Below are 14,476 nucleotides of genomic sequence, written 5' to 3' on the forward strand. Positions count from 1 at the left end.
GCCGCCCGGGATCAGCGAACCGCGTCGGTAAAGGCAAGGCAGCCGGCGAGCGCGGGCGAGCGCGTCACGAAGATCGCGCCGGCGCGGTAGAGCGCGCGCGTCGACCGGCCCTTGGCGAGATCCACGACGGCGAAGGCACCCTCCGGATCGAGCATCACGATCCGCCCTTCCACCGCGCGGATGGCGTTGATCGCGGCCGCGGGGCCGGCATCCGTCCGAAACACAATCAGGGTTGCGCCGTTCGCGGACGGAATGTTCGCGACGGGAACCGCCAGGCCGAGCAAGACCACCATCGTTGCCGCCGTGGGACGGCCATCGGGGCGGCGCGTGGCCGGGCCGGCCGGGCCACCGCGGTGCAGGATCCACCAGCCCATCAGCATCACCGCCAGCCCCAGGCCCACGATCCACCCGATATCATAGATCATCGGGTTGGGTACGTTGACCCGGATGCGGTGGATGCCGAGAATCCAGTGGAAGAAGCCGACGTCCACGACGTTCCAGACGCCGAAGCCAAGCAGCACGCCCCCGATGAGATGCGACCGGGCGCCCGGCCGGTCGAGTTGCCGGCGCGCACGCCACAGCAGCGCGAGCCCGATGCAGGCGATGGCGTAGACCGCGACGTGGAACAGCCCGTCCGCATAGATTTGCGTGCGCAGGTCGCGGTAAGTTTCGCCGGGCACGAGGCTGAGGAAATGATGCCATTGCAGCACCTGGTGCAACAGGATGCCGTCAAAGAACCCGCTGAGCGCCAGCCCGATCACGAACGCTGCGATGGTCGTTCCCCGGAAATCGCGACGCGTTGGTGGATGGCCTTGCATGATGATGGTCCCGGCTACAGCGATCGACGGGTTGGTTGTGACGCGGTACGGGATCGCGCGCGTTAGACTAGGTTGGAAATCCGCGTGCTTATTTCCGGTCGCGGCATCTGGGTTCGCGTGGCGGTGCCGACGTAGCGTTCCATCCGGGCCAGCGTGTCGGCGCCGAGCGGACGATCGAGGAACGCGTAGATCGCGCGGATTTCTCGTCGCCAATCCTGATCCATGGCCGCGAACGTCACGTCGTGGCGCGGGGCAGGAAGGGCGCGCGATGCGGCGATCCGGGCGGTGCGCAGCGCGACCTTGCGCCGCCATTCGCGCATGATCCAGTCCCGATCGGTGCGGTTGGATTGCAGCGCCATCTGGTTATGGACCAGCCGGACCGACGAGGCGACGACGCGTTCGGGATCGCGCGTGGTGCAGATCAGGCGCGCATCCGGGAAGGTGGCGAGCAGGGCGGGAAGATCCTGCGTGAACTGCGGAACCTTCAGGATCCAGGGCCGGGGAGTGGCCTGCCGCCCCGGCGGGGTGCGGAGCCAGTCGATCGTCTGAAGCAGCCGGCGGAACTCCCGATAGATTGGCAGCGTGTCCATGGATTCGCACAAAGCCGCAAAGCTGGGGATGCGCCACTGCGCCTCGAACACCGATCCGAACAGCGATACGGCGTGAAGCCCGATCTCTTCATCGGGTGCCTGTGACCGCGTCGGATGAAGACGGGTGAAGGGTGGGTTCAGCAGGCGCGCGCAAGCCAGGCCGGCGGCGCCGCGCCACCGGCGGTCGTCAACCCAGCGTGGTGGCGCCCCGCAGAGCGGAAGCGGCGCCCAGCTTTCGTAGAAGCGCGTATGACAAAAGCCGGGATCGCAGGCCAGCAGGCGGTGCAGACGGGTGGTGCCGGACCGCATCTGGCCCAGCACGATCACGGGTGCCGGGATCGGGCGATCGAGAATTTCAGGATGGCGGTTCCACAGCGCCTGTGCCCGCAGGCGATTGCGGAGCGCGCCGACCAACTGACCGAAGGCCATGACGCGGCCGAGCGGCGACAGGTCCGCTTCCCGATCGAGCGCGGTGGTGAGCGCAGTCAGCCGGTGCCGCCACCCGTCGTCCGTGCCGAAATCGGCGAGCGCGGTGCTGCGAACCGCGGTGTCGACCAGCGCGGCGGGGGCAAGCGTCGGTTCCGGCAGCCAACCGGCGTCCCAGGCGGCGGCCAATGCGGCGTTGATCGCGCGCACCCGACGAGGTGGAGCCGATTCGCCATCGGCGGCGGTTGCTGCGGTTGTTGGACGCCGGCCGAGACCCGGCATCGGCGATGGCATGTCCGCGCTTACCGGAAATTCTCCGCATAGCTCTGGATCTTCAGCTTGGTGCGGTTCGGCGGGGCGACCGTGTACGCAATCCCTTCGCGTTCGCAATGCGCGATGGCGCTGTCCAGCGTCGGAAACAGCATGTCGATCTGCGACTGGGTTTCCGCGCCGCCGGTCCACCCGGTCAAGGGATCCGGCCGCTGCGCACGGTCGGACCGGAAATCGAGTACCCATTGCTGCCCGCGGGCCCGGCCGCCTTGCTGACCGTTCTTCGGTTGCTGGTACAGATAGGCGTGCGTCATCCGAATCTCCCCGTCGACCTGCACCTGCCATGCCCACCCCCGGCAGGAAATCACCTATGTTCAGATAGACTTGGCGCGACCAGCCTTGCGCGACGATCCATGATCGGTGGGAGCGATCCGGGATGCGGCACGTTATTCCGTCAGACAGTGAAGGAGACATGGCATGGCCAACCCGTCCGACGCGGATCAAACGCCGAAGATCATCGATATACGCGACCTGATCGGCGATCCCGAAGATGCCGCCCCCGAAGACAGGACGGCGGTACAGGACAGCCCCGGGACGCCGGGCGGTACCGCCGGCGCGGGCGGGACCAACAAGCCGCAGGACGATCTCGACCTCTGAACACGAGGAGCGCGTGGATCAGCCGGCGTCGACCCGGGCGAGCCGTGGGCTGAGCAGGTGGATGACGGTGACCGCGATCAGGTAGGTGCTGCCGGCGACCGCAAAGATTGTGGTGTAGCTGCCGGTGGTCTGAAGGATATAGCCGGTGAACTTCGCCATGAGCATGCCGCCGACCGCACCCATGGTGCCGCCGATGCCGACCACCGATCCCACGGCCGTGCGCGGAAACATGTCGGACGGGATGGTGTAGAGATTGGCGGAAAAAGCCTGATGCGCGGCCGCGGCCACGCCGATGATCAGCACCGCGACCCACAAATGGCTGACATATTGCGCGAAGAAGATCGGCATGACGAGAAAGGCGCAGGCAAGCATCGTGAGTTTACGCGCCACATTCGCCGTCAGGCCGCGCCGCATGAGGCGCGACGACGACCAGCCGCCGATCACGCTGCCAAAGTCCGAGATCAGGTAGATCACGACCAGCGGCGGCCCGAAGCTGACGATGTCGAGCCCATAGGTCTTGGCAAGGAAGTCCGGCGTCCAGAACAGGAACAGCCACCAGATCGGGTCGATCAGGAACTTGCCAAGGCCATAGGCCCAGGTTTCGCGGTAGCGCAGCAGCCGGCGCCAGCCGATGACGCCGACGGGATCGGCGGGATCGGATTCGATATGCGCCAGTTCCGCCGCCCCGATCCGGGCATGTTCGCGGGGCCGACGGTAGATCGCGACCCAGGCGACCAGCCATAGCAGGCTGACCACGCCGGTGGCGATGAACGCCATGCGCCAGCCGAACGCAACGGTAATGGCGGGCACGATCAGCGGCGTGATGATCGCGCCGACATTGGCGCCCGCATTGAACACCCCCGTCGCCAACGCGCGTTCGCGGGCGGGAAACCATTCCGTGACGGCTTTCAGGCCCGCGGGAAAATTGCCGCTTTCGCCGATCCCGAGGATGAAGCGCGCGACCGAGAACTGGAACGCGGAGGTGACGAAGCCGCAGAGCGTATGCCCGATCGTCCAGATCACGAACGCGATCGAATATCCGACGCGAGCGCCGACGAGATCGACGATTCGTCCGAAGCTGAGATAACCGAGCGCGTAGGCGGCCTGAAACCAGAAGATGAGATCGGCATAGGTGGTTTCCGACCAGCCGAGTTCCGCGGAGATGGTTGGTTTGAGCACGCCAATCATCTGGCGATCGACATAGTTGATCGCGGTGGCGGCGAAAAGCAGCGCGCAGATCGTCCAGCGATACCGGCCGACCCGGTCGGCGGCGGCCACGACCTCAGATGATTCCTGGCCTGTCATCATGCCGCTTTCCTCCGTTGACGATCTGTTCCGACCTTGGCGAACAGTCTATTGGACACCGGTGTCATTGGCAAGCGCAGACGGGCTGGCGAGCACGGCACGCGGCGGCTATGCCAATGACGAGATGATGAAGACCAACCAGCCCACGATCAACGATGTCGCGCGTCTGGCCGGCGTATCGAAGAAAACGGTGAGCCGCGTCATCAACCGATCGCCCTTGCTGGGGGAGGATACGCGCCGCCGGGTGGAGCAGGTGATCGCCGACATCGCCTATATCCCCAACCCGCAGGCGCGGGCGTTGGCGCTCGGGCGGAATTTCCTGATCGGGCTGGTCCACGACAATCCGAATGCGCAGACCGTGATGAATGTGCAGCAGGGCCTGCTGGAGGGCCTGCACGGCAGCGAGTTCGAGCTGGTGGTGCGGCCGGTTGACCGGGCGTCGCCGACGATGCTGGAGGATCTGACGCATTTTCTGGAGCGGCAGCGGCCGTTCGGCGTGCTGCTGATGCCGCCGATCAGCGAGGATGACCGGATCGCAGCGCTCTGTACCGAGATCGGATGTCGCTATGTGCGCATGTCGTCGGCGATCATCGACGCCCCCGAGCGGATGGTGGCGTCCAACGATCGCGATGCGGTGCGCGGGGCTACAGACTATCTGCTGGCGCAGGGGCATCGCCGGATCGGGCTGGTCGCCGGGCCGCAGGGGTTTCGCTCCGCGCAGGAACGGCGCGAGGGGCTGGAACAGGCGTTGAGCGCAGCCGGCCTGACCCTGCCGCGTAGCTTGGTGGCGGACGGCGCCTACACGTTCGATTCCGGGATCGACGCCGGCGCACGGCTGCTGGATCAATGGCCGCGCCCGACCGCGATCTTCTGCTGCAACGATGCGATGGCGGCCGGTGTGTTGCATGCCGCGCGCGAACGCGGGTTGGACGTGCCCGCCGATCTGTCGATCATCGGTTTCGACGATACGCCGATCGCGGCGCAGATCTGGCCGCCGCTGACGACGGTGCGCTGGCCCAGCGTGTCGATGGCGCGGGCCGCGGCACTGAAACTGACCGGGGCCGCCAGCGATGACGTGACGGCGGAGCCGTCATTTTTGGCATCCAGCCTGGTCCGGCGCGGGTCGGTGGCGCCACCGCGCGGCTGAAAGCCCGGTTGAAAAGTCGTTTGACACCGGTTACCAAGATGGGCCGGCCAAGCCGGGACGTGAAAAGGACATGCGATGGCGAGGCTCCTGGAACTGCATCCGGACCGGCTGTTTCCCGCCGATCCCACCACGCGCACGATCGCGCGCGCGCTGTATGCGGAAATCGCCGCGCTGCCGATCGTCAGCCCGCATGGCCACACCGATCCGAAATGGTTCGCGACCAACGCCGCCTGGACCGATGCGACGACCCTGCTGCTGGCGCCGGATCATTATCTGTACCGGATGCTGTACAGTCAGGGTGTCGATCTCGACGCGCTGGCCATTCCGCGGCGTGACGGCGTGCCCGCCACCGATCGCCGCAGTGCATGGCGGCTGTTCGCGAATCATTACTACCTGTTCCGCGGCACGCCGTCCCGATTGTGGCTGGATCATGTCTTCGTCGACGTCTTCGGGATGGATGTCGCGCTGGAGCCCGGGACCGCGGACCGGTATTTCGACGCGATCACCGAAAAGCTGGCGACCGAGGCGTTTCGCCCGCGCGCGCTGTTTGATCGGTTTCGGATCGATTTCCTGGCGACGACCGAGGGGGCGGAGGCGGATCTGTCGGCGCATCATGCCATTCGCTCTTCGGGCTGGAACGGCCGTGTCGTCACGACCTATCGCCCGGACGGCGTGATCGACGTCGAGCATGAGGCATTCGGGCCGGCGATGACGCGCTTTGCCGAGCTGACCGGCGAAGATGTCTGGAGCTGGAACGGCTATCTCGCCGCGCATCGCAAGCGGCGGGCGGATTTCCGGGCGGCGGGCGCGACCGCCACCGACCACGGCCATCCGACCGCGGCCACCGCCAACCTGTCGCCGGCAGAATGCGAGGCGTTGTTCGGGCGGATCGTGGGTGGCGGCTGGACCCCGGCGGATGCCGAGCTGTTCCGGGCGCAGATGCTGACCGAAATGGCGGGAATGAGCATCGAGGACGGCATGGTGATGCAGATCCATCCCGGATCGTCGCGCAATCACAATGCCGGGCTGTTCGCCAGCCATGGCCGCGACAAGGGCGCCGACATCCCGACTCGCACGGATTATGTGCACGCGCTGAAACCGTTGCTGGATCGGTTCGGTACGTCGACGGCGCTGTCGGTCATCCTCTTCACGTTGGACGAGAGCGTCTACGCGCGCGAGCTAGCGCCGCTCGCGGGGCATTATCCCTGCCTGAAACTAGGTCCGGCCTGGTGGTTCCACGACAGCCCGGAAGGCATGCGGCGGTTTCGCGAAACGACGACCGAGACGGCCGGCTTCTACAACACGGTCGGCTTCAACGACGACACCCGCGCGTTCCTGTCGATCCCGGCGCGGCATGATGTGGCGCGGCGGGTGGATTGTGCCTTCCTGGCGCGGCTGGTCGCCGAACATCGGCTGGCCGACTGGGAAGCTGCGGAGCTGGCGCAGGAACTGACCAGCGGACTGGTACGGCGCGCCTACAGGATCGACGGCTGAGCGGCGTTACCGCAGCGCGGCAAGGCTGGCGTAAAGCCCCGGCGGGATGGCGATCATGGTGCCGTGATTGGCCCCGGCGGGGATCGCGATCCGCGGGGTGACATCGTACCAGTGTCGCATGTCGCGGGTGGCGACCGCGCCGAACGTCTTTTCGACATAGCGGTCGTAGAACAGGACCAGCTCGTCCCCCACCATGATCGCGGTCGGCCCTTCGGCCCAGGCCGGACTGATCGGCGGAGACAGCGGGCCGAACGGTCCGGTGGGGGATGCGGCCTCGCACCACTGGATGACCTTGCGCAGGGGGTCTTTCCGTTCGTCCTTGATCAGGAAATACAGCCTTCCGTTCCGGCGTACGAACGTGGCGTCGATGACGCTGTAGCCGGGATCGTAGAATATGGCGGTCGGCGCGAAGTCGTGGAAGTTGGCGGTCGACGTCGCATAGATCCGGTGATCGCGCGGTTTCGGTCCGACGCCGCCGACGGTGCTGGACCAGAACAGGATGAAGCGCCCGGTGCGATCGTCCCAGATCAGCTCCGGCGCCCAGCAATTATGGCAATCGGGATAGGCGGCCATGACCGGAATCGCGGTCTGCGCGGACCAGGTGACGAGATCGGGCGACGTGGCGTGGCCGATCGTCCGGCCCGTCCAGCCGGTGGTCCAGACCATGTGGTATCGTCCGGTGCGCGGATCGCGCGCGACGCAGGGGTCGCGCATCAGTTTGTTCTCCCCGACGTGCGGCACCACCATCGGCATGCCGCCGCGCACCGGGGAGAAGGTGAATCCGTCCCGACTGATCGCGAGGCGCATGCCCGCCCCGCCATCATCGGCGTTGTGGAAATAGGTGAAGGCGTAGAAACGCGCGCGGCTGGCGAAGGCCGGCGTGGCGAGACCGGCGGCCAGCGCGGCGCAGACCAGGCGGCGCGACGGCATCATCCGAGCGTCCGCGGGGTTGGCGCGTCAAGCCGGGCGTCGGGCAGATCGCGGCTGCCAGCCTGGCGGAAGGCAGTGACACGGTCGAGCCGGAACGCGGGACCACGCGGAATGCGCAGCGCGGTGGCATCAAACCCGTCGACATCCTGCAGCCAGAAGGCGGGGCGGGCGTCCGGCGTCCGCACCACCACTTCGACATGGCTGAAATCGATGTTGCGCGCGTGGCGAACGAAGAAGCCGGTCGCCGGCAGCGGACCGAACATGTCGGGTTCGGGGTAGCCGGCCTCGTTGGCGGGTGGGCTGAGGCCGGCGGTGTCGGATGTGCCGCCGCCCACCTGTTCCAGGAAGAGGTTGGCGATCTTCACATCCTCCACCGGGTGATCGGCGACGCCGGCGATGATCGACGGCATCGGCGCCGCGCCGGACGAGGTGATGCCGTCGATCAGGATGCGTTTCAACGTACCGGGCACGGCGTCCGCCGGCCCGCGCATCCGGCGGCCGAGGCGCAGGAAGATCGGCGCGGTGGTCACGTTGCGCATGGTGATGTTGCTGATCGTCACGTCCTCCAGCCGCGCGCCATCGACGGTTTCCAGCGCCAGCCCGCGGCAGGTGTCGAACACGCAATTGCTGATGGCGATATTGCGGAAGCCGCCATTCGATTCGGTGCCGAGCTTGATCCGGCCATGCGTGCTTTTCGGTGCCGGTGGAAACGGGCGGAAGCTGGCGTCCAGTACCGATCCGATCGCGTAGGACCCGCTGACCGTGCAGCCGGTGATCGTGACATTCTCGGTCGCGCGCGGATAGCCGAGCGCGAACGAGGATTTCGGGCAGATCGCATCGTCCCAGGGCGAATTGATCGTGCAGTTGCGGACGTGGACATTGCGACAGCAATCGATGTCCAGCCCGTCGCGATTGGTGTCGATCAGCAGATTGTCGATCGTCATATTGTCGCAGCCCGTCGCCAGCAATGCGAACCAGCCGCCTTGCAGGACGCGGAAGTCGCGCAGCGTGACGTTGCGGCACAGCTTCAGCGCGATCGTCTTGTCGCCCACGCCGGGGCGGCCGGAGATCGGCATGCCGACGTCGTAATCATGCCCGCGGCCCAGCCCCTTGCCCCAGATGAGGCCCGGACCCTCGATCGTGACGTCCTCCAGCCCCTCGCCCCAGATCAGCGCGTTGCGCCAGTGGCTGTGGCCATGATCCTGATAGGCGCGGTAGCCGGGCGGCAGATCGGGTGCGGCGTCATAGCCGCCGGCCACGGACCCATCGATCGGGCTGGGGGCGGCAAGCAGCACCGCGCCGGCATCGAGATGGAGCGTGATATGGCTTTTCAGGCGCAGGCTGTAGGAAAGATAGGTCCCCGCAGGCAACCAGACCGTCCCGCCGCCGCGGGCCGCGGCATGGGCGATTGCCGCGTTGATCGCGGGGCTGTCGAGCTGTCGTCCGTCGGCCTTTGCACCGAAGGCGCGGACATCGAGGATCGTACCGCCCTTTGCCAGCGTCGCGGCCAGCGCATGGCCCGGCGCCAGCGCGGCGAGCGCCGCCGCCCCGGCCAGCACCGCGCGGCGATCGAGCAGGATACCGGTCACTGCGCCCAGACGGTGGGTGTGGCGGAGACGGTGAGATCAAGCCGCCCGCCGGCGACGATATCGGCCTGACGCAGGAACGGCGTCGTGAGCGCACGTCCGTTCAGCCGTGCGGAGGCGATGTAGATGCGCCCGGGTTTCCAGTTGCGGGCCGCGATGGTGAAGGTCTTGCCATCCTCCAGCGTGATGACGCTCAGCGGCTGGTGCGGAGCGTGGAGGTAGAAGAGGTCGGTCGTCAGCTTCGGAAACAGGCCGATGCGGTTGAAGACATAGTGCGAACTCATCGCGCCATTATCCTCGTCACCGGGATAGGCATTGGCGGTGAAGCGGCGGAAGATCCGGTCGGCCCAATAACTGGCGAGATCGGGCCGGCCGACATCGCTGAACAGCCAGGGCGTGGCAAAGCTGGGTTCGTTGGTGATATCGATCAACCCGGTTTCCAGCGCATGGCGGAGGCGGGCGACGAAGCGGTCGCGACCCCCCATCGCCATGACCATGCAGGGCAGGTCGTGCAGCATCGTGTAGGAATAGATCCAGGACGTCCCTTCGTAGAAGCCGACATTCTCGTATTTCTTGCCGTCCCAGCCGAGTTTTGCATCGATCGGCTGGAACCGTCCATCGGGATAGCGAGGCATGATGAAGCCGGAATAGCCGTCGCTTTGCGCCGACGGGTTCCAGACGTTCCGCCAATTCCCCGAACGCCGCAGCAGCCGCGCGGCATCCTGTGGACGGTCGGCGGCGGCGGCAAGCCGCGCGGCGTAGAAGTCGTTCAGCGCGAAGCCGAGCGTGGAGGATCCGGACCGGGCGCGTTGATTGTCGGGTTCGGGGCTCTTGTCGCCAACCGCGAAATAGCCATCGATCAGATAGCGGGGCCGGCGTTCCTCATCGGCATTGTGCAGCGCGACCTCCGCCGCCTTCGCCCAATCGACACCGGGCACGCCGCGGATCAGGCCTTCGCCCAAGATGTTGTCGACCTCGTCCCCGCCCTGGCCGACATGATAGTTGCGGCCGGCGATGAACGCGGTATGCGCGACGCCGAAGCGTTCATAGGTGCGGACGATCGATCCGACATTGCCGGCATAGACGCTGGGGCGGAGCAGCGACATCAGCGGAAAGCCGGTGTGATAGGTGTCCCACAGCGTGTAATAATCGTCCCAATGCGGGGTCGCCCGGTCGGCCGCCGGCTGATCGCGGGTACGATCACGGGGCTGGATCGCACTGTGGTAGAGCGCGGTGTAGAAGCGGCGCTTGTCCGCAGCGGGAACCCCGGACAGCGTGATCCGCGACAGTTCATGGTTCCAGGCCGACCGGGTGCCATCCCGAACCCTGTCGAAATCCCAGTCGGGAATGTCCTCCGCCAGCAATTCCGCGGCACGGTCTGCGCTGGTGAAGGAAACCGCGAGTTTCAGCCGAACCGGTGTCGCGGCGTCGAACTGCCACCATGCGGCGAGCGGTGTATCGGCGGGAACGATGGCGCGGGTGGCCCCGTCCTGCGACACCGTGCCCGAGCGGACGCCCCAGCGGGCCGGCTTGCGATCCAGTTGTGCCACGAACCAGATATCGACCTTCGCCGGGCTCCAGTACGTCTTGGTCCGTACGCGACCGACGATGCGACCCTGTTCCGGGAACAGCGTGACGTCCGCACCGTCGCTGGCCAGTTCGCCGCGGATCTTGCGGGTGACGTCGAACAGCAGCGTCGCGGGCGCGCCCGTGGAATAGGTGAAGCGGTAGAGCGCCGCATGATCGGCCGGCGTGACTTCCGCCCGGATGCCGTAGCGCGCAAGCGTGACGGCGTAGGCATCGGCGCCGGCGCGTTCGTCGGCCTTGGGCGAGAGATGCTGCGCCTCGTCAAACTGCGGTTCGCCGGTCTGCGGTGAAACAAGGAAGGTGCCGTAGGTGGTACGGCCACCGGATCCCTGTGTATGCAGTTGGGCGAAGCCGCTGATCGGTGCCGTCGCATCATATCCGGCATTGCTGCCCGTCAGGGTTTCGGGGCTGGGGTGGATCGATCCTGCCGGCCGAGTGGGGCCCGGGATCGTATCGCCCTGATCGTCGTTGCCGGTGCCGATCAGCGGATCGACATAGCGGTAGAGCGGTTCGGCATCGACCGCCGCACCTGCCGCGGTGATCATCAGGCCGGCGAGCGCGACGGTCAGGACCGGACGGCGGGAAGCGCTTAACATGGGCTCTCCTGATCGGGCTGTAATTCGCCACACGGGTTGTGCGCTCGACCTGACGCGATGGAAGTGGTATGACCAGAACACGCATGATGCGCAAGAGTGGCTGACCAATTTGAGGGGGCATGATGCATAGGCGGCGATGGCTGATCCTGTTAGCCGCTACCCTGTCGATGGCCGGGGGAGCGGCCGTCCGGGCGGCGCCCGTCGATCTTGGCGCGGTCGGGATCGTGGCTGACGATGCCGGTTCCGGGGCGACGATGCCGTTGGCGGCGCAGATGCTGTCGGAGGATCTGGTCAGCCTTGGCGCGCGAACGCCGGTGATCGTGTCCGATGTCGCAGCCTGTCCGAAAACCTGCATCATGATCGGCCGCTATGACGCGCCGGCGATCGCGGCCACGGCGCGCGCCGCCGGTATCGACCTGTCGATGCTGGCGGGTGGATGGGAACGCTATGTCCGCAGCGTGGCCCGCACCGGCGGACGGCAGATCGTACTGATCGCCGGATCGGATCGGCGGGGCGCCATTTATGGCGCGGTCGACCTGACGCGGGCGTTGGGGGTATCGCCCTGGTCCTGGTGGGCCGACGTCGCCCCGCGCCGGCGCGCGCGGGTGACGATGAACGATGCGACGGTCGTGTCGCGTGCGCCATCGGTCCGGTATCGTGGCATTTTCCTGAACGATGAGGATTGGGGGCTGCTGCCCTGGGCGGCGAAGACCCTTGATCCCGCCCGCGGCAATATCGGGCCGCGGACCTATCGCCGCGTGTTCGAACTGATGTGGCGGTTGAAGGCGAACACGCTGTGGCCGGCAATGCATTCGGTGTCCGACCCCTTTTACGGTGATCCGGAAAATGCGGCGCTGGCGGACCGCTATGCCGTGGTGGTCGGTACGTCCCATGCCGAACCGATGATGCGCAACAACCTGCGCGAATGGGACGAGGCGAAGCGGGGCGCATTTGATTTCACCCGGCGGCCGGCCGCGCTGCTGGACTATTGGCGCGAACGGGTGGCGGCGACGCGCGGACGGGAGGCGATCTACACGGTCGGCCTGCGCGGCATCCATGACGGCCCGATGCAGGGGGCGGTCACGACGGAGGGCCGGCGATCGATCCTGGAGACGGTGATCGGATTGCAGCAGCGCGTGCTGACCGACATGTTGAAGCAGCCGGTTTCGGTGACGCCGCAGGTGTTTGTGGCGTATCACGAGTTGCAGGAGGCCTATGATGCCGGCCTGTCCGTGCCCGACGACGTCACGCTGATGTGGGCGGACGACAATTACGGATATCTGCGGCGGCTGAGCACGCCGGCCGAACAGCGGCGACCGGGTGGGGCAGGGGTCTATTATCATCTCTCCTATTGGGGGCGCCCGCACGACTATCTGTGGCTGGGGACGACGCATCCCGCGCTGATCCGCGAGGAGATGGAGCGCGCGTGGACCACGGATGCGCGGCGGATGTGGGTCGTCAATGTCGGCGATATCAAGCCGATCGAATATCTCTCGCAATATTTCCTGGACCTTGCGTTCGACGCCGACCTGTTGCGGGGCAGGCCGCAGGACCATCTGCGCGCGTTCATGCGGGAGCAGTTCGGGCGCGGGGACGCGGATGCGATCGCCGCGATCATGACGGACTTCTACGATCTGGCCTGGGAGCGAAGGCCGGAATTCATGGGATTCGGCCAGACCGAATGGGTGACGCCGAACCGCCCGAGCGATTATGTACAGGCCGACGGCGAGGAGGCGCGGGCGCGGCTGACGGCCTATGCCGCGCTGGTGGCGCGGGCCGAGGCGGTCGCCGCGCGGATGCCGGAAGATCGGCGCGACGCCTATTTCGAACTGGTGCTGTATCCCGTGCGGGCGGCGGCCAGGCTGAACACCCGGATCTTGTCGCTGGATCTCGCCAATCTCTATGCGCGGCAGGATCGTGCCGGCGCAAACGGATGGGTCGATGCCGCACGGGCGGCGCATGCCGCGCTGGTGGCGGATACGGCGCGGTACAATGCGCTGGCGGGTGGCAAATGGCGGTACATGATAGACATGGCGCCACGGAAACTGCCGGTGTTCGACGAACCGGCCTGGCCGCGCTGGGCGGCCTCCACCAAGACCGGGTGCGACCTGGCCTATTGGGGTGACTGGATCGGTGATGAGAACAGCCTGACCTTTACCAGCGGCCAACCGGCGGAACGGACGGTGACCCTATATGGGCATCAGGCGGCAGCGACGCCGTGGCACACCGTTGCGGCGACCGGCGGCCTGACGCTGTCGGCCGAGGCGGGCATGCTGTCCGCCACCAATCGCTATGAGCAGCGTATCGTCGTGCGATATGACGGGCGCGGCGCAGCCGGGCCGGTGGCGCTGTCGTGCGGTGGGGCGACGGTGCAGGTGCATTCCGCGCTGATTCCGGCAGCGGCGACAGGCCCCGGCGTCATCCTGGAGGACCGGCGGCGCGTGCTGATCCCGGCGCTCGCGGGAACGGCCGGTCCGGATTGGGAGGTGGCGCCCGATCTGGGAAGCCAGCATGGGGCGCTGCGATCGCGGCTGTCGCTGCCAAGCCGGCCGGCCGATGCGGTATCGACGCTGGTGCCCGTGCGCTACCGTTTTGCCAATGTCACGGCGACCGGGGCCGTGGTGCGGGTGGTGGCGTTGCCGACGCATCCGCGCGATCCGGTGCACGGCGTGCGCATTGCGGTTTCGGTGGACGGTGGCCCGCCGGAACTGCTGGACCTGGCGACGACCGGGCGGAGCGACGTGTGGCGGCGCAACGTGCTGGCAAACAGCGCGGTCGCCACGCTGCCGCTCCGGCCGGTGGCGGCGGGCATCCACGACATCCAGGTCTATGCGCTGGACCCGGGTGTGCTGCTGGACCGGATCGAGGTCCTGTTCGATGGCGCAAGACCATTATATGGGGGCGGCCCGGCACCGCAATGACGCGCTGACCCGGGCGGACATGATCCGGCACGGGGTCGAGCCAGACGCCGTCCGGGCGGAGTTCAATCGTCCGCGCGGACCGACCGCCGGCGCGGGCCTTCGGAGTCCTCCCGAACGCGGCGCGTGGCGGCATCGCGATCCTCCCTGGC

The 14,476-nt window shown here is 67.0% G+C and carries 11 protein-coding genes; 4 read left to right on the forward strand and 7 right to left on the reverse strand.

Annotated features, from left to right (window positions below):
- Positions 1 to 11: 11 nt before the first annotated feature.
- The 3 genes from VF649_RS00985 to VF649_RS00995 form a co-directional block, all read right to left on the reverse strand.
- Positions 12 to 818, reverse strand: coding sequence for a DUF2243 domain-containing protein (locus VF649_RS00985; protein ID WP_331010084.1), 807 nt, complete (start codon positions 816 to 818; stop codon positions 12 to 14).
- Positions 819 to 880: 62 nt separating this feature from the next.
- Positions 881 to 2,128 carry a sulfotransferase gene (locus tag VF649_RS00990; protein WP_331010085.1) on the reverse strand — a complete coding sequence of 416 codons (1,248 nt, stop codon included), beginning with the start codon at positions 2,126 to 2,128 and terminating at the stop codon, positions 881 to 883.
- Between the two features lie 8 nt (positions 2,129 to 2,136).
- Positions 2,137 to 2,418: an NADH dehydrogenase ubiquinone Fe-S protein 4 gene (locus VF649_RS00995; RefSeq protein WP_331010086.1), complete on the reverse strand. Its 282-nt coding sequence runs from the start codon at positions 2,416 to 2,418 to the stop codon at positions 2,137 to 2,139.
- Positions 2,419 to 2,581: 163 nt separating this feature from the next.
- Here VF649_RS00995 and VF649_RS01000 point away from each other — a divergent pair, with 163 nt between their 5' ends.
- The gene (locus VF649_RS01000; RefSeq protein WP_331010087.1) at positions 2,582 to 2,761 is read left to right on the forward strand and encodes a hypothetical protein; all 180 of its coding nucleotides are present in this window, start codon (positions 2,582 to 2,584) and stop codon (positions 2,759 to 2,761) included.
- A gap of 18 nt (positions 2,762 to 2,779) precedes the next feature.
- On the opposite strand, the gene VF649_RS01005 is transcribed toward VF649_RS01000, so the two are convergent.
- The gene (locus tag VF649_RS01005; RefSeq protein ID WP_414713619.1) at positions 2,780 to 4,069 is read right to left on the reverse strand and encodes an MFS transporter; all 1,290 of its coding nucleotides are present in this window, start codon (positions 4,067 to 4,069) and stop codon (positions 2,780 to 2,782) included.
- 121 nt (positions 4,070 to 4,190) lie between these two features.
- Here VF649_RS01005 and VF649_RS01010 point away from each other — a divergent pair, with 121 nt between their 5' ends.
- Entirely contained in the window at positions 4,191 to 5,213 is a 1,023-nt protein-coding gene (locus tag VF649_RS01010) for a LacI family DNA-binding transcriptional regulator (RefSeq protein ID WP_331010101.1), read from the forward strand.
- 75 nt (positions 5,214 to 5,288) lie between these two features.
- Complete coding sequence (gene uxaC, locus VF649_RS01015) at positions 5,289 to 6,707, forward strand: glucuronate isomerase (RefSeq protein WP_331010088.1); 1,419 nt, start codon at positions 5,289 to 5,291, stop codon at positions 6,705 to 6,707.
- Between the two features lie 6 nt (positions 6,708 to 6,713).
- Here uxaC and VF649_RS01020 read toward each other — a convergent pair whose 3' ends face one another.
- From VF649_RS01020 to VF649_RS01030, 3 genes are read right to left on the reverse strand one after another with little or no spacing between them, the layout of a single operon-like run.
- On the reverse strand, positions 6,714 to 7,637 hold the full coding sequence (locus VF649_RS01020; RefSeq protein ID WP_331010089.1) for a glycoside hydrolase family 43 protein: 924 nt from the start codon (positions 7,635 to 7,637) through the stop codon (positions 6,714 to 6,716).
- Positions 7,637 to 9,226, reverse strand: a complete 1,590-nt coding sequence (locus VF649_RS01025) for a rhamnogalacturonidase (protein WP_331010090.1) — start codon at positions 9,224 to 9,226, stop codon at positions 7,637 to 7,639. The genes VF649_RS01020 and VF649_RS01025 overlap by 1 nt, the downstream gene beginning before the upstream one ends.
- Positions 9,223 to 11,406, reverse strand: coding sequence for a GH92 family glycosyl hydrolase (locus tag VF649_RS01030; protein WP_331010091.1), 2,184 nt, complete (start codon positions 11,404 to 11,406; stop codon positions 9,223 to 9,225). The genes VF649_RS01025 and VF649_RS01030 overlap by 4 nt, the downstream gene beginning before the upstream one ends.
- 122 nt (positions 11,407 to 11,528) lie before the next feature.
- Between VF649_RS01030 and VF649_RS01035 the strand changes: the two genes are divergently transcribed.
- Positions 11,529 to 14,327, forward strand: a complete 2,799-nt coding sequence (locus VF649_RS01035) for a glycosyl hydrolase 115 family protein (RefSeq protein ID WP_331010092.1) — start codon at positions 11,529 to 11,531, stop codon at positions 14,325 to 14,327.
- Positions 14,328 to 14,476 lie beyond the last annotated feature (149 nt).

Origin of the sequence: Sphingomonas sp. (genome assembly GCF_036387535.1) — a bacterium.
Classification (GTDB): Bacteria; Pseudomonadota; Alphaproteobacteria; order Sphingomonadales; family Sphingomonadaceae; genus Sphingomonas_R.